The sequence below is a fragment of the Nonomuraea sp. NPDC003214 genome (assembly GCF_053590035.1).
The window spans coordinates 281,888-305,623 of sequence record NZ_JBSFSX010000007.1; the positions used below are offsets into that span (position 1 = coordinate 281,888).

21 protein-coding genes and 1 tRNA gene are annotated in these 23,736 nt (G+C 71.8%); 5 read left to right on the plus strand and 17 right to left on the minus strand.

All coding sequences use genetic code 11. The annotated features are described in order from the left end of the window. Nucleotides 1-22 precede the first annotated feature (22 nt). Both ACWDXC_RS23320 and ACWDXC_RS23325 read right to left on the minus strand, forming a co-directional pair. Entirely contained in the window at nt 23-1,321 is a 1,299-nt protein-coding gene (locus ACWDXC_RS23320) for an ABC transporter substrate-binding protein (protein ID WP_449985272.1), read from the minus strand. Nucleotides 1,322-1,467: 146 nt separating this feature from the next. Then, nucleotides 1,468-2,055, minus strand: coding sequence for an ANTAR domain-containing response regulator (locus ACWDXC_RS23325; RefSeq protein ID WP_449985275.1), 588 nt, complete (start codon nt 2,053-2,055; stop codon nt 1,468-1,470). Between the two features lie 105 nt (nt 2,056-2,160). Between ACWDXC_RS23325 and ACWDXC_RS23330 the strand changes: the two genes are divergently transcribed. The 4 genes from ACWDXC_RS23330 (at nt 2,161) to dapD (ending at nt 4,591) form a co-directional block, all read left to right on the plus strand. Next, a tRNA-Leu gene (locus ACWDXC_RS23330) sits at nt 2,161-2,243 on the plus strand. Between the two features lie 41 nt (nt 2,244-2,284). Next, the gene (locus ACWDXC_RS23335) at nt 2,285-3,031 is read left to right on the plus strand and encodes a helix-turn-helix domain-containing protein (protein WP_449985278.1); all 747 of its coding nucleotides are present in this window, start codon (nt 2,285-2,287) and stop codon (nt 3,029-3,031) included. Nucleotides 3,032-3,126: 95 nt separating this feature from the next. After that, nucleotides 3,127-3,567 (plus strand): pyridoxamine 5'-phosphate oxidase family protein, encoded by a 441-nt coding sequence (locus ACWDXC_RS23340; protein WP_308125680.1) that lies wholly within the window; start codon nt 3,127-3,129, stop codon nt 3,565-3,567. 61 nt (nt 3,568-3,628) lie between these two features. Then, the gene (dapD, locus tag ACWDXC_RS23345) at nt 3,629-4,591 is read left to right on the plus strand and encodes a 2,3,4,5-tetrahydropyridine-2,6-dicarboxylate N-succinyltransferase (RefSeq protein ID WP_219502487.1); all 963 of its coding nucleotides are present in this window, start codon (nt 3,629-3,631) and stop codon (nt 4,589-4,591) included. 102 nt (nt 4,592-4,693) lie between these two features. Here the strand turns inward: dapD and pyk are convergent, their stop codons facing one another. The 5 genes from pyk to gltB all read right to left on the minus strand — a co-directional run bounded on the left by pyk (nt 4,694) and on the right by gltB (nt 14,256). After that, the gene (gene pyk / locus ACWDXC_RS23350; protein ID WP_219502484.1) at nt 4,694-6,124 is read right to left on the minus strand and encodes a pyruvate kinase; all 1,431 of its coding nucleotides are present in this window, start codon (nt 6,122-6,124) and stop codon (nt 4,694-4,696) included. A 35-nt stretch (nt 6,125-6,159) separates the two neighbouring features. After that, nucleotides 6,160-6,510, minus strand: coding sequence for a DUF2784 domain-containing protein (locus ACWDXC_RS23355; protein ID WP_449985282.1), 351 nt, complete (start codon nt 6,508-6,510; stop codon nt 6,160-6,162). Further along, nucleotides 6,507-8,144: a S8 family peptidase gene (locus ACWDXC_RS23360; RefSeq protein ID WP_449985285.1), complete on the minus strand. Its 1,638-nt coding sequence runs from the start codon at nt 8,142-8,144 to the stop codon at nt 6,507-6,509. Before ACWDXC_RS23360 ends, ACWDXC_RS23355 begins: the two co-directional genes overlap by 4 nt. A gap of 114 nt (nt 8,145-8,258) precedes the next feature. After that, the gene (locus ACWDXC_RS23365; RefSeq protein ID WP_449985287.1) at nt 8,259-9,737 is read right to left on the minus strand and encodes a glutamate synthase subunit beta; all 1,479 of its coding nucleotides are present in this window, start codon (nt 9,735-9,737) and stop codon (nt 8,259-8,261) included. A gap of 13 nt (nt 9,738-9,750) precedes the next feature. After that, on the minus strand, nt 9,751-14,256 hold the full coding sequence (gltB, locus tag ACWDXC_RS23370; protein ID WP_449985290.1) for a glutamate synthase large subunit: 4,506 nt from the start codon (nt 14,254-14,256) through the stop codon (nt 9,751-9,753). Between the two features lie 285 nt (nt 14,257-14,541). Between gltB and ACWDXC_RS23375 the strand changes: the two genes are divergently transcribed. Further along, the gene (locus tag ACWDXC_RS23375; RefSeq protein ID WP_449985292.1) at nt 14,542-16,077 is read left to right on the plus strand and encodes a bis-aminopropyl spermidine synthase family protein; all 1,536 of its coding nucleotides are present in this window, start codon (nt 14,542-14,544) and stop codon (nt 16,075-16,077) included. Nucleotides 16,078-16,344: 267 nt separating this feature from the next. Here the strand turns inward: ACWDXC_RS23375 and ACWDXC_RS23380 are convergent, their stop codons facing one another. The 10 genes from ACWDXC_RS23380 to trpB all read right to left on the minus strand — a co-directional run bounded on the left by ACWDXC_RS23380 (nt 16,345) and on the right by trpB (nt 23,727). After that, the gene (locus tag ACWDXC_RS23380; RefSeq protein ID WP_449985294.1) at nt 16,345-16,929 is read right to left on the minus strand and encodes a hypothetical protein; all 585 of its coding nucleotides are present in this window, start codon (nt 16,927-16,929) and stop codon (nt 16,345-16,347) included. 126 nt (nt 16,930-17,055) lie between these two features. Continuing rightward, entirely contained in the window at nt 17,056-17,913 is an 858-nt protein-coding gene (locus ACWDXC_RS23385) for a hypothetical protein (RefSeq protein WP_449985297.1), read from the minus strand. Continuing rightward, on the minus strand, nt 17,910-18,614 hold the full coding sequence (locus ACWDXC_RS23390) for a VIT1/CCC1 transporter family protein (RefSeq protein ID WP_449985299.1): 705 nt from the start codon (nt 18,612-18,614) through the stop codon (nt 17,910-17,912). The genes ACWDXC_RS23385 and ACWDXC_RS23390 overlap by 4 nt, the downstream gene beginning before the upstream one ends. Continuing rightward, nucleotides 18,611-19,642, minus strand: a complete 1,032-nt coding sequence (lgt, locus tag ACWDXC_RS23395; protein WP_449985302.1) for a prolipoprotein diacylglyceryl transferase — start codon at nt 19,640-19,642, stop codon at nt 18,611-18,613. Before lgt ends, ACWDXC_RS23390 begins: the two co-directional genes overlap by 4 nt. A 26-nt stretch (nt 19,643-19,668) precedes the next feature. Beyond that, nucleotides 19,669-20,421: a DsbA family protein gene (locus ACWDXC_RS23400; RefSeq protein WP_449985304.1), complete on the minus strand. Its 753-nt coding sequence runs from the start codon at nt 20,419-20,421 to the stop codon at nt 19,669-19,671. Further along, entirely contained in the window at nt 20,408-20,899 is a 492-nt protein-coding gene (locus tag ACWDXC_RS23405) for a MauE/DoxX family redox-associated membrane protein (RefSeq protein ID WP_219502457.1), read from the minus strand. Before ACWDXC_RS23405 ends, ACWDXC_RS23400 begins: the two co-directional genes overlap by 14 nt. Nucleotides 20,900-21,023: 124 nt before the next feature. After that, the gene (locus ACWDXC_RS23410; RefSeq protein ID WP_449985306.1) at nt 21,024-21,296 is read right to left on the minus strand and encodes a helix-turn-helix domain-containing protein; all 273 of its coding nucleotides are present in this window, start codon (nt 21,294-21,296) and stop codon (nt 21,024-21,026) included. After that, the gene (locus ACWDXC_RS23415) at nt 21,241-21,486 is read right to left on the minus strand and encodes a hypothetical protein (protein WP_449985309.1); all 246 of its coding nucleotides are present in this window, start codon (nt 21,484-21,486) and stop codon (nt 21,241-21,243) included. The genes ACWDXC_RS23410 and ACWDXC_RS23415 overlap by 56 nt, the downstream gene beginning before the upstream one ends. A 187-nt stretch (nt 21,487-21,673) precedes the next feature. After that, a complete protein-coding gene (gene trpA, locus ACWDXC_RS23420; RefSeq protein WP_449985311.1) occupies nt 21,674-22,474 on the minus strand; it encodes a tryptophan synthase subunit alpha in 801 nt (266 codons plus the stop codon). 47 nt (nt 22,475-22,521) lie between these two features. Beyond that, a complete protein-coding gene (trpB, locus tag ACWDXC_RS23425; RefSeq protein WP_449985811.1) occupies nt 22,522-23,727 on the minus strand; it encodes a tryptophan synthase subunit beta in 1,206 nt (401 codons plus the stop codon). Between the last annotated feature and the right edge of the window lie 9 nt (nt 23,728-23,736).

Sequence of the window (23,736 nt, forward strand, 5' to 3'; positions counted from 1 at the left end):
TCGGACATCAGGTCCGTGCCGATCAGCCGGCGATGTTTCCCTTGCGGTATTCGGTCGCCTTGCCCGCGTCGAACTTGTTGTCCGGCCCGTACTGATACACCCCGATGGTCGCCACCGACGGATCACCCTCGTCCGTGAAATCCACCGGACCGCTCACCCCGTCGTAATCGACGTCCTTGCCCGCCTTCAGCAGCGCCGCGCAGCTCGCGAAGTCCTGGCACTTCTCGCCGCCCCGGCTCACCTCGACCAGCTTCGCCGCCGCCGGCCGCCCCGCGTCGTCGCCCGCCGCCAGCGCCGCCAGCGCGATCAGGTTCGCCGCGTCGTACGACTCCGCCGCGTACGTGAACTCCGTCAGGTCCGGGTCCACCGCCAGCAGCCGCTTCTGGAACGCCTCCGGGGCCGACGCCCCCGGGATCGTGCCCTTGACCCCCTCCAGGGTCCCCCGGGGCGCCCGCAGGAAGTTCGTGTTCGACATGTTGCCGTCGACCATGTACCACTGGTGCCGGTCCGCCGTCAGCCCCTGCTTGACCAGCTCCTGCACCACCTTGGCCGTCTCCTGGAAGCCGATCAGCACGATCGCCTGCGGGCTCTTGGCCTTGATCTTCGCCACGTCCGCCGCGAAGTCCGCCGCCTTCGGGTCGTAGTCCACCCGCTCCACCACCTGGCCGCCCGCCTCCTCGGCCGTCCTGGTGAACTGGTCGGCCAGGCCGGAGCCGTACGAGTCCTGCATCGCCAGGATGCCCACCGTCGCGTGCCCGTCCGACACCACCAGATCGGCCAGCACCCGCCCCTGCAGCTTGTCCGGCGGGGCCGTGCGGAAGTACAGGCCGTCGTCCTTGATCGTGGTGAACTTGTCGGACGTGTTCGCCGGCGAGAACTGGATGACCCCGGCGCGGGTGATCTTGTCGACGATCGACTCCGACACCGACGACGACGCCGCGCCGATGATCGCGTCCACCTTCTGCCCCAGCAGCTTGTCCGCCGACTGCGCGGCGATGTTCGTCGTCGTGTCACCCGAGTCGGTGTGGATCTTCTCCACCGGCCTGCCCAGCACGCCGCCGGCCTCGTTGATCTCCTTGACCGCCAGGTCGACCCCGGCGAACTCCGGCGGGCCCAGGTACGCCAGCGTGCCCGTCTGCGGCAGCACGGTGCCGATCGTCAGCGTCCCGTCACCCTGACGGCTCGGGGCCTGGGACTGCGCCCCGGCGGCCGGTCCGCCGGTCGATCCGGCGCCCGGTCCGGGGGTCGTGCCGCCGCCACAGGCCGCCAGCGCCAGGCACGCCGCGGTGACGGCGGCGGGCGCGCGAAGAATGCGGATCATCGCAAGCGTCTCCGTTCGTGATGAGGGGAGCTTCCGTCCGCCCATCAGAAGTGCCGGGACACCTCACGCGATAGCCGCCGAGGCCGGTTGGATGCCCATCCGTGACCGCATCACAACCCATGCCGCGAAATATCCTGATATGTGCCCTACTGCGAGCGCTCGGCCGCGTCGTCTATAACGATCTGGGCAACCTCACGCATGCTCAACCGGCGATCCATCGACGCCTTCTGGATCCACCGGAACGCCTGCGGCTCGGTCCACCCGTGCTGGGCCATCAGCTGCCCCTTGGCCCGCTCGACCAGCTTGCGCGTCTCCAGCCGCTCCGACAGGCTCGACACCTCGGCGGTCAGCGCCACCAACTCCTCGTGCCGGCTCACCGCCATCTCGATCGCCGGCACCAGGTCCGCCTTGGTGAACGGCTTGACCAGATAGGCCATCGCCCCCGCGTCCCTGGCCCGCTCGACCAGGTCACGCTGCGAGAACGCGGTGAGGATCAGGCAGGGCGCGATCCGCTCCGCCACGATCCGCTCGGCCGCCGAGATGCCGTCGAGCACCGGCATCTTGACGTCCAGGATCACCAGGTCCGGCCGCAGATCCGTGGCCAGCTGGATCGCCTGCTCCCCGTCACCGGCCTCCCCCACGACGACGTAGCCGTCCTCCTGGAGCATCTCCTTGAGATCGAGGCGGATCAGCGCCTCGTCTTCCGCGATCACCACTCGCCGCTGCGTACTCACGAGCAGAAGAGTACCGATGTCCGGTAGATTAGAGCGACGTCGGCACCCTCCGTTGGTCTCCATCAGAGGTGAGGCACGACAAGCTCCGGACAAGTCCGGAAATATGCCGGAATGGTGGAATGGCAGACACTGACGCCTCAAAAGCGTCTGCTCGAAAGGGCGTGCGGGTTCGAATCCCGCTTCCGGCACTCCCCCAGAAACTGTCGATGACGTCACGCATACTCACCGCATGCACTCCCGCGAGACCGTGGCCCTGGCTCTTCGGCTCTCGGCCCAGGGCTTGTCCGATCGGCACATAGCGGCGCGATGCGGCGTCTCCGTCAGCAGCCTGCGCCGGTGGCGGGCGAGCACGGACCGGGCCCTGGAGCAGTCACGCCGCTCCACCTGCCCACGCTGCCATGGCCAGCGTCTCGACCTGCCGTCCTATGCCCACCTCCTGGGCCTCTACCTGGGCGACGGCCACATCGTGCGCTGCCGCAGGGCCGTCTACCAGCTGGCCGTGCAGTGCGACGACGCCTGGCCCGGCCTGATCGAGGAGACCGCCCAGGTGATGGCGCGGGTCATGCCGCAGTCGGCCGTCAGCCGCCGCCGGCGCCGCGGCTGCACCGAGGTGAAGAGCTACTCCAAGCACTGGCCATGCCTGTTCCCCCAGCACGGGCCGGGGCTGAAGCACCAGCGTCCGATCACGCTCGAGGGCTGGCAGCAGGAGATCGTCGACACGCATCCCGGGCTGTTCGTGCGGGGGCTGATGCACTCCGACGGCTACCGGGGCGTCAACCGGGTGCGCCACGGGGAGCGCTGCTATGCCTATCCGCGCTATCTGTTCAGGAACGAGTCGCGCGACATCCTGGCTCTCTGCGGCCGGGCGCTCGACGTGCTGGGGGTGGCGTGGCGCCACAACAAGCACAACGAGCTGTCGGTGGCCCGGCGGGAGGCGGTCGCGCTGCTCGATCTGCATGTGGGGCCCAAGTACTGAGTCCGAGGTCAAGGATCGGTAAAGACTGCGGGGGCGACGTCGGTTATGGGACGTTTGACCGGGGACGGCGGGGAATACCAAGGTTGATCTTGAGTGTGACCGTGGAGGTGGGTCTGGTGGGGTTGAGCGCGCAGGAGCGGGAGAAGTTCCTGGCCGAGTCGCACATCGCGGGTGTGGCCGTCGACGCCGGGCCGGGGCGGGCTCCGCTGAACGTGCCGGTCTGGTACGACTACGAGCCGGGCGGGGCGGTGGAGTTCCTGACGGGGGCCGATTCGGTCAAGGCCCGGCTGATCGCGAAGGCGGGCCGGTTCACGTTGCTGGTGCAGCGGACGAGCCCCACCTATCGGTACGTGTCGGTGGAGGGGCCGGTCGTGGCGCAGGGGCCGACGACGCTGGCGCAGCTGACCCGGATCGCGGCCCGCTACCTGCCCGCCGAGGCCGTGGCGGGCTATGTGGAGGGCTCGGACCTGAACGCCCTGGTGACGTTCCGGATGCGCCCCGAGCACTGGCTGTCGGCGGATCTGGGCGCGCTCTGAGCGGTCGCGGCCCGGCGCGCTGGGGCGGGGCCGGGCCGCGGATCGCGGTATTTTGTGGCACGTGACTGCTATCGATCCCACCGTGACCGGCGCGTACGGCGTCGGGCTGGCCACCGTCGCCTCCGACGGCACCGTACTCGACACCTGGTTCCCCGCTCCCGAGCTGGGCGAGCCGCCCGTCACCGGCACCGAGCGGCTGCCCGCCGGCGAGGCGGGCGAGCTGGCCGCGCTGGTCGGCCCGGACGAGGCGCGCGGGGTCGAGGTGGTGGCGGTGCGCACCGGCATCGCCAAGCTGTCCGAGCCGCCCGCCGACGCGCATGACGCCTATCTGCGGCTGCACCTGCTGTCGCACCGGCTGGTGCGGCCGCACGGGCTGAGCCTGGAGGGGGTGTTCGGCAAGCTCGCCAACGTGGTGTGGACGAACTTCGGGCCGTGCGCCGTGGAGGGGTTCGAGCGGACGCGGCTGCGGCTGCGGGCGCGGGGCGTGGTGACGGTCTACGGGGTGGACAAGTTCCCGAGGATGGTCGACTACGTGGTGCCTTCGGGGGTGCGGATCGCCGACGCCGACCGGGTGCGGCTGGGCGCGCACCTGGCGAGCGGCACGACGGTGATGCACGAGGGGTTCGTGAACTTTAACGCGGGCACGCTGGGCACGGCCATGGTGGAGGGCCGGATCTCGGCCGGGGTGGTCGTGGGCGCGGACTCCGACGTGGGCGGCGGCGCGTCGATCATGGGCACGCTGTCGGGCGGCGGCAAGCAGGTGATCTCGGTCGGCGAGCGCTGCCTGGTGGGCGCCAACGCGGGCCTGGGCATCTCGCTGGGTGACGACTGCGTGGTGGAGGCCGGTCTTTACGTGACGGCGGGCACGCGGGTGACGCTGCCCGACGGGCGCGTGGTGAAGGCGATGGAGCTGTCGGGCTCCGACGGGGTGCTGCTGCGCCGCAACTCGCAGTCGGGCGCGGTGGAGGCGCTGCCGCGCAAGGGCGGCGGCGTGGAGCTGAACGCGGCCCTGCACGCGAACTAGCCCGGCGGCCGGGCACGGGCGAGCACGGGCGAGCAGGGACGAGACGGATGAAGGCGGAAAGGGCCGGTGGCTCTTTCCGCCTTCTCGTGCCGGCTCGGGCGGTCAGTGGGTGTGGGACACCGCGGAGCCGATGGTGTGGACGCGCAGGGCGTTGGTGGAGCCGGGGGTGCCGGGAGGCGAGCCGGCGACGATGACGACCTTGTCGCCCTTCTCCAGCCGGCCGAGCGACAGCAGCGACGCCTCGACCTGGCGGACCATGTCGTCGGTGTGGTGCACGAACGGCACCTGGAAGGTCTCGACGCCCCAGGTGAGCGAGAGCTGGCCGCGCACGTGGGCGGCGGAGGTGAAGGCGAGCAGCGGGATCGGGGAGCGGTAGCGGGCCAGGCGGCGCGCGGTCTCGCCCGACATGGTGAAGGCGACCAGCGCCTTGGCGCCGACGATGGCGCCGACCTCGGCCGCGGCGCGGGCGATGGCCCCGCCGGTGGTCTCGGGCATGCGCTCCAGGGTGTGGGTGGCGTGCAGCGAGGACTTCTCGGCGGCGCAGGCGATGCGGTCCATGGTGGAGACCGCCTCGATCGGGTAGTTGCCCACGGAGGTCTCGCCGGAGAGCATGACGGCGTCGGCGCCGTCCATGACGGCGTAGGCGACGTCGGAGGCCTCGGCGCGGGTGGGGCGCGGCGCGTTCATCATCGAGTCGAGCATCTGGGTGGCGACGATGACCGGGCGGGCCTTCTCGCGGCACAGCTCGATGATGCGGCGCTGGACGATCGGGACCTGCTCCAGGGGCAGCTCGACGCCGAGGTCGCCGCGGGCGACCATGATGCCGTCGAAGGCCTCGACGATCTCGGGGAGGCGTTCGACGGCCTGCGGCTTCTCGATCTTGGCGAGCAGCGGGAGGCGGACGGCCTCCTGCTCCATGATGTTGCGCACCACGTCGGCGTCGGAGGGACGGCGGACGAACGACAGGGCGATCATGTCGAAGCCGGTGCGCAGCGCCCAGCGCAGGTCGGCCTCGTCCTTGTCGGTGAGCGCGGGGGCGCTGACGTTGATGCCGGGGAGGTTGAGGCCCTTGTTGTCGGAGATCATGCCGCCGATGACGACGCGGGTGATGACCCGCTCGCCGTCGACGCGGGTGGCCTCCAGGACGAGGCGGCCGTCGTCGACGAGGATGGTGTCGCCGGGGCGCACGTCGCCCGGCAGCCCCTTGTAGGTGGTCGACACCTGGTCGCGGTCGCCGGGCACGTCCTCGGCGGTGATGGTGAAGACGTCGCCGAAGCCGAGGCGGACCGGGCCCTCCTCGAACCTGCCGACGCGGATCTTGGGGCCTTGCAGGTCGGCGAGCAGGCCTACGCCGCGGCCGAGTTCGGCCGCCACCTCCCTGACCCGGTCGTAGACCTCTCTGTGCATGTCATGATTGCCATGGCTGAGGTTGAACCGTGCCACGTCCATGCCGGCGGCGATGAGCTCGCGCAGGCGTTCGGGAGAGGATGTGGCGGGGCCTAGGGTGCAGACGATTTTCGCGCGACGAGTCACGAGTCCTACCTTAATTGGTACAGACCACTTGGCAGTCACTGACGACGGAGAACGTACCCGACATAGGAGAACAGGACGGCAACGGCGACCAGCAGGCGTGCCAAGTTCGTGTATTCCTCCGGATAGATGACGCCCTCGATGTAGTGGTCGATGAAGCCGCTCGCGGGCAGCCCGGCGAGCCCGGCGTTGCGCCGCCCCCAGTCCTCGACCAGGGTGAGCGGGCATTCGACGCCGGTGACGACCGACAGCAGCCCCCAGCCGGCGACGGCGAGGTGCACCCAGATGGTACGCCTCCAGCGCCAGGCCAGGAAGCCGCCCACCACCATGTAGACGAGGAAGGCGAAGTGCGCCGCCATCGCCAGTTCCGCGACGAGGCGGTAGATCATGGCTCGAAGGTCGCCGCCTCCCACGCGTTGACGATGCCCCTGCCGAAGAACCCGTTGTGCGCGGTGTCGCCCTCGCACACGTGGGTGGTGCTCTCGCCGTACACCTTGTAGACGTACGCGCGCGGCGTCGGGCAGGGCTTGTCCGTGGCGGTCTCGTACAGGTAGCGCTCGACGGTGCCGGGCGCCAGCGTGAGGCCGCCGGGGCCGGGCTTGCCGAAGCGGCTGATGAGGATGGCGGCGACGCCGGTGGCGTGCGGCGCGGCCATGGAGGTGCCGTCGAGATACTGGTAGTAGAAGCAGGGGCGCCGGGTGCAGTCGCGGACGACGTCGGTGCCGCGGGGCTTGCCGTCCCTGTCGATGCGGCCCTTGGCGCGCAGCATCGCCTCGGGCGCGGCGGCGAGGATGGAGCGGGTGGGCGAGGCGTCCTTGCCGTCGAGCGTGTCGCCGCCGGGGGCGGCCACGTCGGCCTGCTCGATGCCGTAGTCGCTGTAGATGGCCTTGCGGCCCGACGGGCCGACGGCGGCGACGGAGATGACGCCTTCGGACTCGGCGGGCACGTTGAGGCAGGAGTTGTCGACCTCGCGGACGCGTTCGCCGCCGCGCGGGTAGCCGGGGCTGACCTTGTCGGTCTTGGGGCGGCCGAGGTCGGTGGAGCCGTTGCCGAGCGCGGAGATCAGCGTGACGCCCTTGCCGCGGGCGTAGTCGAGGGCGCGCTGCATGCCGGTGATGATGGCGCGCTGTTCGAGGCGTTCCTTCTCGCTGTCGGAGGGGTTGTCGCGGCAGTTGAACAGCCACGGGTCGACGTAGTAGCTCATGTTGACGACGTCGACGCCGATGTCGCCGGCGTAGGTGAGGGCGTCGAGGCTGGGCTTGAGGAAGAAGAAGCCGGAGTCCTGGCCGGCGCGGATGTTGACGAGCTGCACGCGCGGGGCGACGCCGATGACGCCGATGCCGTTGGCCGGGGAGGCGATGGTGCTGGCGACGTGGGTGCCGTGGCCGTCGTCGTCGCGGTCGACGGGGTCCTTGCAGTCGTCGGCCTCGCAGGGGCCGTCGAGCGTCTCGCCGTTCTCGTCCTCGGGCTTGTCGGTGACGAAGTTGCGGCTGAGCTCGCGGTTGAAGTTGGCGGCGATGTCGGGGTGGCTGCCGTCGATGCCGGTGTCGATGACGCCGACGAGGACCTTGTCGCTGCCGGGGGCCTTGGCGCGGGCGCGGTCGGCGCCGATCATCATCATGTCCCACTGGCGGGGGGAGAGGGGGTCGCCGGCGCTCTCGCCGTCGCCGGTGAAGGCGGAGGCGTCGGGGAAGGCCTTCTTGGCAGGGCCGTGCACGGTGGCGGCCGACGGGGCGTGGCCGATGCGGCGGTCGGCGGAGACGCCGACGACGGCCGGGTCCGCGCCGACGCTCTCGGCGAACCGCGTCCCGGAGGCGCGGGCGAGCACGTACCCGAGCTTGGGTTCGGTGAGGACGGCGGTGCCTCCGGCGGCGCCGATGCGGTCGAGCGCGCCGGCCTGCCCGCCCTCGGCGTAGAAGACGAGGTAGTCGGTGGCGGGTCCCGCGGCGGCGCCCGTGGGTGAGCAGCCGGCCAGCGCCGTCACCGTGGCCAGGGCCGCGAAGCCGGAGGCGATTCTTCGCATATTTCCTCCATCCCCCGCACTCCCCCAGAAACTGCATCTTCCCGACACTGACCGGGTGATGCAACTCGACGCCGAACGCCCGCCCCCGATGGGGACGGGCGTTCGCGGAACGACCTACACCAGCGGGCGGGCCGTCGGCAGGATCGGGTACGGCAGCGCCGTCTCGCCGGTGAGGTAGCGGTCGACGCCGCTGGCGGCGGCACGCCCCTCGGCGATCGCCCACACGATCAGCGACTGCCCGCGCCCCATGTCACCGGCCACGAACACGCCGTCGACCTTGGACATGTACGTCCTGTCCCGCGCGACGTTGCCACGGGCGTCGTAGAAGCCGTCGCCGGCCAGCTCGGCCAGGTCCTGGAGCAGCGCGCCCTTCTCCGGGCCGAGGAAGCCCATCGACAGCGTGACCAGCTCGGCGGGGATCTCCCGCTCGGTGCCCGGGATCGGCTTGAAGCCGTTCTGCGGGCCCTCGACCTCGACCAGGCGCAGCCCGCGCACGTTGCCGTCGGCGTCGCCGGTGAACTCGGTGGTGGAGACCGCGTACACGCGCTCACCACCGGCGTCGGCCAGCTCCTCGTGCGCGCTCTCCACCTTGAACAGCAGGGGGAACGTCGGCCACGGCTGGCTGCCGGGCCGCGAGGCCGGCGGCCTCGGCATGATCTCCAGCTGGGTGACGGAGGCCGCGCCCTGCCGGATCGCCGTGCCGATGCAGTCGGCGCCGGTGTCGCCGCCGCCGATCACCACGACGTGCTTGCCCTCGGCCGAGACGGGCGAGACCGCGTAGTCGCCCTCCTGGACCTTGTTGGACAGCGGCAGGTACTCCATCGCCTGGTAGACGCCCTTGAGGTCGCGCCCGGCCACCGGCAGGTCACGCCAGGCCGTGGCGCCGCCCGACAGCACCACCGCGTCGTACTGCTCGCGCAGCTCCGCGGCCGTGATGTCGACGCCCACGTCCACGCCGGTGCGGAACTCGGTGCCCTCGGCCCGCATCTGGGCCAGGCGCCGGTCGATGTGCCGCTTCTCCATCTTGAACTCGGGGATGCCGTAGCGCAGCAGCCCGCCGATGCGGTCGGCCCGCTCGTACACCACCACGTCGTGGCCGGCGCGGGTGAGCTGCTGGGCGGCGGCCAGCCCGGCCGGGCCGGAGCCGACGACCGCGACCCTCTTGCCGGTGCGCGTCGACTGGGGCTGCGGGACGACCCAGCCCTCGTCGAACGCCCGGTCGATGATCTCGACCTCGACCCGCTTGATCGTCACCGGGTCGGAGTTGACGCCGAGCACGCACGCCGCCTCGCACGGAGCCGGGCAGAGCCTGCCGGTGAACTCCGGGAAGTTGTTCGTGGCGTGCAGCCGCTCGATCGCCTCCCGCCAGTCGGTGCGGTGGACGAGGTCGTTCCACTCCGGGATGAGGTTGCCCAGCGGGCAGCCGTTGTGGCAGAACGGGATGCCGCAGTCCATGCAGCGCGACGCCTGCTTGGTCAGCTTCTCCTGCGGGAAGTCCTGGTAGACCTCCTGCCAGTCGCCGATGCGGACGTCCACGGGGCGGCGCGCCGGCAGCTCGCGGTCGTGCGTGAGGAAACCCTTGGGGTCGGCCATGCGGTACGCCTCCTTAACCCTGGACCGCGGCCGCCATGACGGCCTCGTCGATGTCCCTGCCTTCGATGCGGGCGGCCTCGGCGGCCTGCATGACCCGCTTGTAGTCGGTCGGCATGATCTTGCCGAACCTGCCGAGCGCGGCGTCCCAGTCGGCCAGCAGCTGCTTGGCCACCGGGGAGCCGGTCTCGGCGAAGTGCTGCTCCACCGTCTCCTTGAGGAAGTCGGCGTCCTCGGCGGTGAGCGCCTCGACGGCCACCATCTCCCGGTTGACGCGCTCCGGCCGCAGGTCGAGCAGGTAGGCGACGCCGCCCGACATGCCCGCCGCGAAGTTGCGCCCGGTGGGGCCGAGGACGACCGCCCGGCCGCCGGTCATGTACTCGCAGCCGTGGTCGCCGACGCCCTCGACGACCGCGGTCGCGCCCGAGTTGCGGACGCAGAACCGCTCGCCGACGACGCCGCGGATGAACACCTCGCCGGACGTGGCCCCGTACAGGGCGACGTTGCCGGCGATGATGTGGCCGTCCAGCGGGGCCGACTCGTGCGGCCGGAGCGTGATCCGCCCGCCCGACAGGCCCTTGCCGAGATAGTCGTTGGCGTCGCCGGTCAGCCGCAGCGTGATGCCGCGCGGCACGAACGCGCCGAACGAGTTGCCCGCCGACCCGGTGAAGGAGATGTCGATCGTGTTGTCGGGCAGCCCGGCGCCGCCGTAGCGCTTGGTGACCTGGTAGCCGAGCATGGTGCCGACGGTCCGGTTCACGTTGCGGATCGGCAGCTCCAGCGTGACCGGGGTGCCGTCGTTGAGCGCGCCCTCGGCGAGCTGGATGAGCGTGTTGTCCAGCGCGTGCCGCAGGCCGTGGTCCTGCTCGACCGTGCGCCGCAGCGGGGTGCCCTCGGGCAGCTCCGGGCGGTGCAGGATCGGCGACAGGTCCAGGCCGCCGGCCTTCCAGTGGTGCTCGGCCGCGCTCACGTCGAGCATCTCGACGTGCCCGATGGCCTCGTCCAGCGAGCGGAAGCCCAGCTCGGCCAGGTACTCGCGGATCTCCTCGGCGATGAACTCGAAGAAGTTGACCACGAACTCCGGCTTGCCGGCGAAGCGCTTGCGCAGCTCCGGGTTCTGCGTGGCGACGCCGACCGGGCAGGTGTCGAGGTGGCACACGCGCATCATCACGCAGCCGGACACGACCAGCGGCGCGGTGGCGAACCCGTACTCCTCGGCCCCCAGCAGCGCGGCGATGACCACGTCGCGGCCGGTCTTGAGCTGGCCGTCGACCTGCACGACGATGCGGTCGCGCAGGTTGTTCAGCAGCAGCGTCTGCTGGGTCTCGGCCAGGCCGAGCTCCCACGGCGCGCCGGCGTGCTTGAGGCTCGTCAGCGGGGAGGCGCCGGTGCCGCCGTCGTGGCCGGAGATGAGCACCACGTCGGCGTGCGCCTTGGACACGCCCGCCGCGACCGTGCCGACGCCGACCTCGGCCACGAGCTTGACGTGCACGCGGGCGGCCGGGTTGGAGTTCTTCAGGTCGTGGATGAGCTGGGCGAGGTCCTCGATCGAGTAGATGTCGTGGTGCGGCGGCGGCGAGATGAGGCCGACGCCGGGCGTGGAGTGGCGGGTCTTGGCGATCCACGGGTAGACCTTGTGGCCGGGGAGCTGGCCGCCCTCGCCGGGCTTGGCGCCCTGCGCCATCTTGATCTGCAGGTCGGCCGCGTTGACCAGGTACTCGCTGGTGACGCCGAACCTGCCGGAGGCCACCTGCTTGATCGCCGACCGGCGCGTGGCGTCGTACAGCCGCTCGGGGTCCTCCCCGCCCTCGCCGGTGTTGGACTTGCCGCCCAGCCGGTTCATCGCGATCGCGAGCGTCTCGTGCGCCTCGACCGAGATCGAGCCGTACGACATCGCGCCCGTGGAGAACCGCTTGACGATCTCCGAGACCGGCTCGACCTCGTCGATCGGGATCGGGTTGCCCTTGCGCAGCTTGAACAGGCCGCGCAGCGTCATCAGCCGCTCGGCCTGGGAGTCCACCAGCTCGGTGTACTCCTTGAAGATCTCGTAGCGCCGGGTGCGGGTGGCGTGCTGCAGCTTGAAGACGGTCTCGGGGTTGAACAGGTGCGGCTCGCCCTCGCGCCGCCACTGGTACTCGCCGCCGACCTGCAGCCTGCGGTGCGCGTTGGCGGCCCTCGGGTACGCGTGCCGGTGCCGCTCGGCCGTCTCGCGGGCCAGCACGTCGAAGCCGACGCCGCCCAGGCGCGAGGTGGTGCCGGTGAAGCAGGAGTCGATGACCTGCCGGCTGAGCCCGAGCGCCTCGAAGATCTGCGCGCCGGTGTAGGAGGCCACGGTGGACACGCCCATCTTGGACATGACCTTGATGACGCCCTTGCCGTACGCCTTGATCAGGTTGCGCACGGCCTTGCGCTTGTCGAGCTCCAGCACCCCGGTCTCGACCAGGTCCTCGACGGTCTCGATCGCGAGATACGGGTTGACCGCGCCGGCGCCGTAGCCGATGAGCAGCGCCATGTGGTGGCACTCGCGGGCCTCGCCGGTCTCGATGACCAGGCCGATCTTGGTACGGGTCTTCTCCTGGATCAGGTGGTGGTGCACGGCCCCGGTCAGCAGCAGCGACGGGATCGGCGCCAGGCTGTCGGAGGAGCCCCGGTCGGACAGCACGATGATCCGGGCGCCGTCGGCGATGGCCTGCGACACCTCGGCCTTGATCTCCTCCAGCCGCGACAGCAGCGTCTGGCCGCCGCCCGCCACCTGGTAGAGGCCGGAGACCACATGCGGGTGGAACCCGGGCAGGTCGTGCTCGTCGTTGATGTGGATGATCTTTGCGAGCTCGTCGTTGTCGATCACCGGGTAGGGCAGCACGAGCTGCCGGCAGGAGGCCGGGCCCGGGTCGAGCAGGTTGCCCTCGGGGCCGAGCACGCTGGCCAGGCTGGTGACCAGCTCCTCCCGGATGGCGTCCAGCGGCGGGTTCGTGACCTGGGCGAACAACTGCGTGAAGTAGTCGAACAGCAGCCTGGGCTTCTCGCTCAGCACCGCCACGGGCGTGTCGGTGCCCATCGAGCCGATCGGCTCGGCGCCGGTGCGGGCCATCGGCGACAGGATGATCCGCAGCTCCTCCTCGGTGTAGCCGAAGGTCTGCTGCCTCCTGACCAGCGCCTCGTGGGTGGGGATCTCCCGCTGCCGCGCGGGCAGCTCCTCGAAGCGGACCAGCCCGGCGTGCAGCCAGTCGGCGTACGGCAGCGCGGCGGCGAGCTCGGCCTTGATCTCGTCGTCCTCGATGATCTTGCCGCGGGCGGTGTCGATGAGGAACATGCGGCCGGGCTGCAGGCGGCCCTTGCGGACCACGTCCTCCGGCGCGAAGTCCAGCACGCCCGCCTCGGAGGCGAGCACGACCAGGCCGTCGGCGGTCACCCAGAACCGGCCGGGACGCAGGCCGTTGCGGTCGAGCACGGCGCCGGCCAGCGTGCCGTCGGTGAACGTGATCGACGCCGGGCCGTCCCACGCCTCCATCATCGAGGAGTGGAACTCGTAGAAGGCCCGGCGCGCCGGGTCCATCTCGGTGTGGTTCTCCCACGCCTCCGGGATCATCATGAGCACCGCGTGCGGCAGGCTGCGCCCGCCGATGTGCAGCAGCTCCAGCACCTCGTCGAAGGAGGCGGTGTCGCTGGCGTCCGGGTCGCAGATCGGGAAGAGCCGCTGCAGGTCGCCGGGGATGAGCCCCGACTCCAGCATGGCCTCGCGGGCCCGCATCCAGTTGCGGTTGCCCCGTACCGTGTTGATCTCGCCGTTGTGCGCGATGTAGCGGTAGGGGTGGGCCAGCGGCCAGCTCGGGAACGTGTTGGTCGAGAAGCGCGAGTGCACCAGCGCGATCGCGGTGGCGTAACGCTCGTCCGACAGGTCGGGGAAGAACGGCTCGACCTGGTCGGGCGTGAGCATCCCCTTGTAGACCACCGTACGGGCCGACAGCGAGGGGAAGTAGACGTCGACCTCGTGCTCGGCACGCTTGCGCAGGCAGAACGCCAGCCGGTCCAGGCCGATCCCGGCCTCGCCGCCGGGCGCGGCCACGAACAGCTGGCCGAAGTGCGGCATGACCGCCCTGGCGCTCGGGCCGGGCAGGTCGCGGTCGACCGGCACGTCGCGCCAGCCGAGCACGGTCAGGCCCTCCTCGGCGGCGATCTCCTCGATCATGCCGGTGGCGATCCGGCGCGCCTCGGGGTCGATCGGCAGGAAGGCCACGCCCGTGGCGTAGCGGCCCGCCTCCGGCAGCGCGAACGGCACCACCGCGCGGTAGAGCTCATCGGGGATCTGCGTCAGGATGCCGGCTCCGTCGCCGGTGTCCGGCTCGCTACCCTTGGCCCCCCGGTGATCGAGATTGCACAGCGCCGTCAGCGCCTTGACCACGATCCCGTGCTCCCGGCGGCCGTGCACGTCGGCCACCATGGCGACGCCGCAGGCATCGTGCTCGTTGGCGGGGTGGTAGAGGCCCTGGGGCTCGGGGAACCCGAGGTGGGCAGCAGGCATTGAATCCCTCCCGTCGTCTTCGTCTGTCTTGGACTGCTCCACAGGCGGGGACGACGTTGGCCCTGCTGCATATCGTGGATAGAGGTTACCGCACGCTGCCCGAATGGTGCCCACCGCATCCACAGTGCGAACATTCATGACATCCCGGTATGCGAGCGGAGATGTCCCAAACCCCGGAACAGCGGGGGCTTCTGGCTCCCCCGCATTCCGGACACGGCCCCGCCGGATCAGTGCCGCCGGGTTGGTGCGGCTGGACACGGGGAAGCCCTCGATAGGGTTGCCCGCATGGAACGCGACGGGGTGGAACGGCTGCTGGCCGAGGCGGGCGTCGACGGCAGGCGGCTCAGGCACGCGCTGGCGTCGCTCTGCGACGGCCGGTGGTGGACCCTCGCCACGCTGGTCAGGCACACCGCGACCTCACGGCGGACGATCGAGTCGCTGCTCGGCGTCCTGGACCTGGAGCGCTCCGGCGACCGCTTCCGCGTGGCCGAGACGCACCGGCCCGCCTTCCAGGACCTGCTGGCCGTCGCGCCGCCGCCCGAGGACCCGGTCGGCCACCTGGTGCCGCACTACGAGGCCGTGCTGGAACGGCTGCGCGAGCTGGTCGCCGGCGCGCCGCGCGCCCGCCACACGCTCGACCACGTCGCCGCCACGCCCGACACGATCCTGCGCCGGGCCCTGCTCCTCGGGGCCCGCTTCTGGCTGCCGGGCGCCCGCCTGCTCTGCGTCGGCGACCACGACCTGACCTCGCTCGCCGTCAAGCTCGTGCACCCCGAGACGGACGTCACGGTCGCCGACGTCGACGACCGCATCCTGGCCTACATCGACGAGCAGGACCTCGGCGTCCGCACCCGCTGGGCCGACCTGCGCCTCACCCTGCCCGCCTCCGCCCGCGACCACGACCTGGCCATCACCGACCCGCCCTACACGCCGGAGGGCATCGGCCTGTTCGTCGCCCGCGCCGTCGAGGGCGTCAAGGACGACGGGCGCGTCCTGCTCGCGTACGGGGCCAGCGAGCGGACCCCGGCGCTGGCCCTCAAGGTGCAGAACGCGCTGTCGGCCCTCAACCTCGCCTACGAGGCCATCTATCCCGACTTCAACCGCTATTTCGGCGCGGAAGCCATCGGGTCAGCCGCCGACCTGTACATCCTGCGGCCCACCACCCGCACCCGGCCCGCCGCCGCGGCCCGCCTCGACCGCGCCGCCACCGCCATCTACACCCAGGGCCCCCAGTCCGTCGAGTCCGCCCCCGCCGCCGGCGCCCCCGCCCAGCCCGAGGGCCCCGCCGACCTCCTCGTCGGCGACTGGCCGGCCTCGCTGCCCCACACCCGGGTCAAGCTCTCCACCTGGCTCGCCAAGCCGTACGCCGCCGCCGTCGAGCACGTGGCGATCGCCGTCCCGGCCGGGCTGGAGGCGGCGCTCCCCCGCCTCCTGCTCGCCACCCGCGCCGCCCACGTCGAGGTCCACCTCGCCGCCCCGCCCGCCATCCCCGCCGCCCTCGCGCCGGTCTACGACTTCACCGCCTCCGGCACCGTCCTGCACGCCACCCGCCGACCCCTCCCCGCCGACCCCGAGGGGCTGCTCCTGCGGCGCATCCTGGACAACGGGCACGCCAAGCTCGCCAACTCCTGGCGCGAGGGCCTCATCGCCGCCGCCCGCGCCCAGGACGGCGCCCTCACCAAGAACGAGGCCCGCACCCTCATCCGCCAGACCGCCCCCTGGTCCGACGCCCTCTCCCCCGTCGAGGCCCCCCTCCACCGCCTCACCGCCCTCCCCACCCACATCGCCACCACCCTCACCCTCCTCCACACCCCCCTCTGACGGGACCCGACAAACGCAACGAACTGCCGAGGGACGCCACCCATCCGGGCGAGCCACCACAGGGGCTGCGACGCCGGCGCAGGCCGCAGACTGGCCTCCAATGGACGGCGACCAGACAGCCAGGGGCGCGGGCCCGTCCAGGTGCAAGCATGGGCGGCCAAGGTGCGGCACCCGCGGGTAGCCAGGACCACCGCAGGGGCAGGGGACACAGAGCCGCAGCGGCGGGGGTAACCGCACGGCCCACAGAGGCCACACGGGCCGGAGGGGCTACGTGGCGGCGAGGACGCGGGACTGGATGGCCTGGCCGAGGGAGTCGAGGGCGATGAGCGGCGGCACCAGGTCGGCGTCGGCCGTGCCCCGGGCTCCGACCCAGCTGACGGTCACGTAATGGCCAAGGGCGCGCACCTCGGCGCGGCTGCGCGCGGGGTCGAAGGGCACCGCCTGCCGGACGAACCCGTCGCGGCGCAGGGCCGTGACCAGGGCGTCGGCCGCGCGCCCGTCCGGCAGGTTGAAGATGACGAACTGCCCGGCGACCGCCCCGCCCGTGTAGGTGGCCCGCAGCGCCTGCGTGCATCCGGACGCGGCGGCACCCCACAGCGCGTCGTCACAGTCGGCCAGCTCCTCCACCTCGCCCCGGGCCAGCTCGCCGAGCGCCCCGGCGCGGAACAGCTCACCCGTGGTGAGCGGCGCGGCGTCGTCGGCCCGGGAGTCGACCGGCGCGTACATGGCCGACGTCGGCGTCCCGTGGAAGGCGGCGGGCCGGGGCGCGTCGCGCCCGAGCCACAGCCAGGCCCCCGCCCCGAGCACCGCGACCCCGGCCACCACCAGCGCGATCACGACCCGCCCCGGCATCAGATCCCCCACCTCACGCCAACCCCCGTTCTCTCAGACCACACCATCGCCCCCGTACGCCCCATGCCACCACACAACCGCGCCCCGTCGCCATCCCCATGACGACGGGACCCGGTCGCCGCCCTGTCACCCGCCGGGGCCGGTGATGGCGACCACGCGCCGGTAGAGGGCCTTCTCGGCGCCTCTCAGGGTGAGGGCGAGCGAGACGTAGTCGTCCTTGACCGTGGGCTCGGCTCCGTCGGCGCGGCCGAGCCAGACGAGGCCGACGTAGTGGCCGAGGGCGTAGCCGCCCGCCTCGGTGTAGCCGCCGGCCGGGTAGGCGGCCTGGGTGCTCTCCAGCGGGATGGTCCAGCCGCCCCGGTAGAGCGTCTTCAGCACCTCGACGAGCTCGCCGGCCGCCTCGCCGTCACGCAGGTTGAGCAGCGTGTACTGGCCGACGTAGCGGCCGTCGGCGGTGGTGTAGAGGCCGCGGGCGGCCTGGGTGCAGCCGGCGTCGGCCACGCGGGCGAGCAGGTCGGCGCCCCACAGCGCGGCCGAGCAGTCGGCGTCGACCTGGCTGGCGACGAGTTTGAGCGAGAGCTTCTTGCCGCCGGGGAGCGTCTTCTGGCCGAAGACCTCCTTGGCGGTGAGCGGCTTGGGGTCCTTGGCGCGGTCGGCGACCGGCTGGAACAGCTTGGGCGAGGCCCAGCCGTGGAACACCTGCGGCAGCGCCGTGTCGCGTTCGGGGACGGAGCCGCCGGTGCGCGCCGGGGGCGTGTAGGAGCCGAGGGAGGCGATGACGGCGACCAGCGCGGCGACGGCCACGAGGGCGGCGGCCACGGTCGCGATGACGGCCAGCGTCCGCTGCTGTTCGGGCCGGAGCCCCCATCGGGTCAGCAGCGAGAGCTCGAAGTCGGGCCGGGGAGCGCGGCCGGCGCGCGGTGTCTTGGGCGGGCGGGGGGCGGGCGCGGCGCGGCGCCTCTTGCGGGCCCTGGTCTCGGTCACAGCCCCGACGCCCCGATCAGGTTGCCGAGCCCGAACGTCAGCCCGGCCGCGACCACGCCGACGACGAGCTGGCGCAGCCCCGAGTACCACCAGCTCCGCGCGGTCACGGCGGACACGACGGCGCCCGCGGTGAACAGCGCCACGCACGACACGACCGCCGGCACCCACAGCTCGACCGCGCCGAACACGTACGGCAGCAGCGGCAGCGCCGCGCCCACGCTGAACGAGACGAACGACGAGACGGCGGCCAGGACGGGTGAGGGCAGCTTGCCGGGCTCGACGCCCAGCTCGTTGCGGGTGTGGACCTCCAGCGCCCGGCGGGGGTCGCGGGAGAGCTGCCTGGCGACCTCGGTGGCCAGGGCGGGCTCGACGCCCTGGTCGGTGAAGGACTGGGCGAGCTCGGCCAGCTCGTCCTCCGGGTGACGGGCCAGCTCGCGGGCCTCGACCTGGATCTCGGCCTGGGCGAGCTCCTTCTGGCTGGCGACGGAGACGTACTCGCCGCCCGCCATCGAGAACGCGCCCGCGGCCAGCCCGGCGACGCCCGCCAGGCCGATGACCTTGGTGTTGGCGGTGCCGCCCGCGACACCGGCGATGAGCGCGAAGTTGGACACCAGGCCGTCCATCGCGCCGAACACCGACGGCCTGAGCCAGCCGCCGTTGACGTCGCGATGCTCGTGGTGGATCTCCGCGCGGTCGTTCATCGCGCGTTCTTCTCCTCCGCGACGTCGCGTGGGGCCGCGTCGGACCCGTCGGACTTCCCGTCGTCGGGAGTGTCGCCGGGGGTGTCGTCGGCCTGGTCGGCCTCGTGGGCGGGGTCGGCCGGGTCGTCCCCGCCGCCGTCGCCCGAAGCCGGTACGGCGTCCGCGCTGGCCGTCGCGTCGGCCGTCGCGTCGGCCTCCGGGGAGGCGACGACCTCCTCGCCCGTCTTGTTACGGGTCGCCCAGAAGTAGACGAGCGCGCCGATGAACAGCGCGAGCGCGGTGTACTGGTTGATCCGCAGCCCGAACAGCTCGACGGCGTGGTCGACCCCGCCCACCGGGTCGATGCGCAGCCCCTCGATCCAGAACCGCCCGAGCGTGTAACCCGCCACGTAGAGGGCGAACAGCCGCCCGTGGCGCAGCGTGAACCGCTTGCCCGCGTAGAGGAGGGCGAAGCCGAGCAGCAGGTTCCACAGCGACTCGTACAGGAACGTCGGGTGGTAGAGGACGCCGGGCTCGCCGCCGTGTGCCTGGTCGATCTCCAGGCCCCACGGCAGCGTGGTCGGCGAGCCGTACAGCTCCTGGTTGAACCAGTTGCCCCAGCGGCCGATGGCCTGGGCGAACGCGATGCCGGGGGCGACCGTGTCGGCCACCGCGCTCAGCGACAGACCGCGCCGGCGGCAGGCGATCCACACGCCGACGCCGCCGAGCGCGATCGCGCCCCAGATGCCGAGACCGCCCTCCCAGATGTACAGGGCCTGGATCGGCTCCTTGATCGCGCGCTCGCCGAAGTACGTCTGCCAGTCGGTGATGACGTGGTAGAGGCGGCCGCCGATCAGACCGAAGATCACCGCCGGGACGGCGATGTCGATGATCGTGCCCTTCTGGCCCCCGCGGTCGCGCCAGCGGCGCTCGCTGAGCCAGACGGCGACGATCACGCCGAGCACGATGCACAGGGCATAGGCCCGGATCGGGATGATTCCGAGATACCAGACCCCCTCGGCGGGGCTGGGAATCGAGGCTAGGGGCATGTCAGGTGAGGGTAGCGGACGTCAGGCTACTTGGCGGCCTCGGTGACCGTATCGCGCAGATCCTTGGGGGTGAAGACCACACTGTTGTCGATCATCTGGCCGTCGACCTTGACCGTCGGGGTGCCTTCGAGGTTCTCCCGCTTGTTGATCTTGTCGCTGTAGTCGAGCTGCGCCTGGGCGTGCTTCTGCGACGTGACGCAGGTCTCGAAGCCGGGGTCGGTGACGCCCGCCTCCTTGCCCCATTCGATGAGCTGGTCGGTCTTGAAGCCCTCGACGGTCTCGCTCGGCTGGTTCTCGAACAGCAGGTCGTGGAAGGCCACCCACTGCTTGCCGTCGGGGACGCAGCGGGCCGCGGCCCCGGCACGCACCGAGTTGCCCTTGGTCGGCTCCTGGCCGAAGATCGTGATCGGGTGGTAGACGACCTTGGCCAGGCCCTCGGCGGCCAGGTTCTTGAACGTCTGGCCGCTGACCCGCTCCAGCTCCTTGCACGCCGGGCACTGGAAGTCCTCGTAGATGTCGACGACCGGCTTGGTCACGCCGTCCTTGGCCATGATGACGCTGCCGTCGGCCTGGATGGTGACCGGCGCGAGATCGGCCCCGGCCTGCTCCGACTGGGACCTGCTCATCGAGTACCACATCCCCGCGCCGATGGCGGCGATGGCCACGGCTCCGGCCGTGACGTACGTGACGACCTTCTTGCGCTGCTCACGGGCACGCTCGGCGGCCTGCTGCTCCCTGATCTTCTCCCGCGCCGTCTTCGACCGCTCAGCCTTGCCCATCACTGTTCTCCTCATCGTCCAAGGGGTGCTCGGCACCCGCCAGCCCCAGCGGCCGGTCCAGCGCGAAGCGGCCCGGCGGGAAACGCACGACCCAGGCGCCCAGCAGCACGAGGCCGAAGTCGCGCACAATGTCGAGCAGGTAGGTCGGTTCCTGCCCGGCGCCGAGCTGGCCGCCGCCGCCGAAGCAGCCGCAGTCGATCCGCAGCCCGTTGGCCCACGCCCAGGCGATGCCGAACACGAACGCGAGCATGAGCAGCGCGGCCACGACGGCCGCCACCCTCGTCATGAGGCCCACGATCAGCAGCACCCCGACGACGACCTCCACGATCGGCAGGGCGTAACCCACGGTCGTGACCAGCGGCTCGGGCAGCAACTCGTACGCTCTGACCGCCACCACCGAGTCGGCCGGGTTGCCGATCTTGAGCCCTCCGGCCGCGATCAGCACTCCGCCCAGGACCAGCCGGGCGACGGTCGTCACCCAGGGTATCGCCGATCTCGCGGTGTGTGACGCCTGTGACGCGTTCACGAGCCATCTCCTCTTTCTCCGTGCGGAAGGCGCACAGTACCGGGACCTATCCGATCACGCTCGGGATAAGGGTCGGCTAAGTGCCGCCGTCCCGCGGTTCACCTGCGGCGAAACCCCGATTCCGCTGGGCGCGGAACTCGCTCGGCGGCTGCCCCGCGCGCCGGGCGAACAGCCGCGTGAAACAGGCGGCGTCGTCGTAGCCGACCCGGCGGGCGACGGCGGCCACCGGCAGGGTCGGTGCCCCGGCGAGCAGACCCTTGGCCCGGTTGAGCCGGATCGACAGCAGATGGTCCTCAGGGCTGCACCCGACCGGCCGCCGGACGGCCCGGCGCGGGTCGGCGAGCGGCATGCCCGGGGCGTCTGGCGTGCTCGGCGACGGAGACGGGCAGGCAGGCGTCGCGGCCCGGCCCGGCCAGCACCGGGTCGCCGTGCGGGTGCTCGTCGGCGCGGCTGTGGCGCAGCGCGACCAGCAACTCGGGCAAGATCGCGTACGTCTCGTCCTCCAGGCAGGCGCTGCCCCGGCCGCACGCCCGGGCCATGCGGCCGATCGTGCGACCGGCCGGCTCGGTGGTGGTGAGCGGCGTGACCGGGCCGGGCGGCGTCGACGCGCCCGGGCCCTGGCAGGCGGGCCCGGCGAAGGCGGCGAACCGCCAGGCGGGCGCCCCGGTGGTCAGACGCAGGAGCGGGCGCCCCGGTGGTCAGACGCAGGAGCGGGCGCCCCGGTGGTCAGACGCGGGAGCGGACGCCCTCGGCCATCGACCGGGCCAGCTCGCCGATCGAGGCGAGACCGGCGGCCTCGTCGGGGGCGTCGAGGATGCGGCGGATGAACGCCGAGCCCACGATGACGCCGTCGGCGTAGCCGGCGACCTGCGCCGCCTGGGCGCCGGTGCCGACGCCGAGACCGACGCAGACCGGCAGGTCGGTGTGCTCGCGGGTGCGCTTGACCAGGTCCTCGGCCGCCACGTTGACCGTCTCCCTGGCGCCCGTGACGCCCATCAGCGAGGCCGCGTAGACGAAGCCGGTGCAGCAGGCGGCGACGGCCTTGATGCGCTCCTCAGTGGAGCTGGGCGCCACCAGGAACACCGTGTCGATCCCCGCCCCGGCGGAGGCGGTGCGCCACGGCTCCGACTCCTCCGGCGTGAGGTCGGGGGTGATCGTGCCGGTGCCACCCGCCGAGGCGAGGTCGCGGGCGAAGCGGTCGGCGCCGTAGCGGTCGATCGGGTTCCAGTAGGTCATGACGAGCGTGGCCGCGCCGGTGGCCGCCACGCCCTCGACCGTGCGCAGGACGTCGGCGATGCGGGTGCCGTTGAGCAGCGAACGGTGCACGGCGTCCTGGATGGTGGGCCCGTCCATGAGCGGGTCGGAGTAGGGCAGGCCGATCTCGATGACGTCGCACCCGGCCTCGACCAGTGCCGCGGCGGCGGCGACGGCGCCGTCCTTGGTCGGGAAGCCCGCCGGCAGGTAGCCGATGAGCGCGGCCCGGTTGTCCGCCTTCGCCTTGGCGAACACCGTCTGGAGAGTCGTCATTGATGGTCCCGTTCTCAGGTCGTCGAGCCCCGCCCCGCTGCGGGTCGTCAGAGGTTGAAGTACTTCATGGCCGTGCCCATGTCCTTGTCGCCGCGGCCGGAGAGGTTGACCAGGATGGTCGCCTCAGGGCCGAGCTCGCGGCCGAGCTCCAGGGCGCCGGCGAGCGCGTGGGAGGACTCGATGGCCGGGATGATGCCCTCGGTGCGGGCCAGCAGCGAGAAGGCGGCCATCGCCTGGTCGTCGGAGACGCCGTGGTAGGCGGCGCGGCCGCTGTCCTTGAGCCAGGCGTGCTCGGGGCCGACGCCCGGGTAGTCGAGGCCGGCCGAGATCGAGTGGGACTCGATGGTCTGGCCCTCGTCGTCCTGCAGCACGTACGTGCGCGAGCCATGCAGCACGCCGACCGAGCCGGCGGTGAGGGTGAGCGCGTGCTCGCCGCTCTCCAGCCCGTGGCCGGCCGCCTCGTAGCCGTGGAGCTGGACGCCCTGGTCGCCGATGAAGGCGTGGAAGATGCCGATGGCGTTGCTGCCGCCGCCGACGGCCGCGCAGACCGCCGTGGGCAGCGCGCCGGTCAGCTCCAGCATCTGGCGGCGGGCCTCGACGCCGATGATGCGGGCGAAGTCGCGGACGATCTCCGGGAACGGGTGCGGCCCGGCGACGGTGCCGAACAGGTAGTGGGTGGTGTCGACGTTGGTCACCCAGTCGCGGAACGCCTCGTTGATGGCGTCCTTCAACGTCTGGGAGCCGTTGGTCACCGGCACGACCTTGGCGCCGAGCAGCTTCATCCGCGCGACGTTGAGCGCCTGGCGCTCGCAGTCGACGGCGCCCATGTAGATGACGCACTCCAGGCCGAGCAGCGCGGCGGCGGTGGCGGTGGCGACGCCGTGCTGACCGGCGCCGGTCTCGGCGATCACCCGCTTCTTGCCCAGCCGCTTGGTCAGCAGCGCCTGGCCCAGCACGTTGTTGATCTTGTGCGCGCCGGTGTGGGTGAGGTCCTCACGCTTGAGCACGATCCGCGCCCCGCCTGCCTGCTCGCTGAAGCGCGGCACGTCGGTCAGCGTGGTCGGCCGTCCCGCGTACGTGCGCAGCAGGTGGTCGAACTCGCTCAGGAACTGCGCGTCGTTCTTGGCCTTGGCGTAGACGGCGGCGACCTCGTCGAGCGCCGGGATGAGCGCCTCGGGCACGTAGCGCCCGCCGAAGATGCCGAACTTGCCGTGCACGTCCGGGTCGTCGCCGTGGACGCCGTTGCCCGCCAGGTCGGCGGC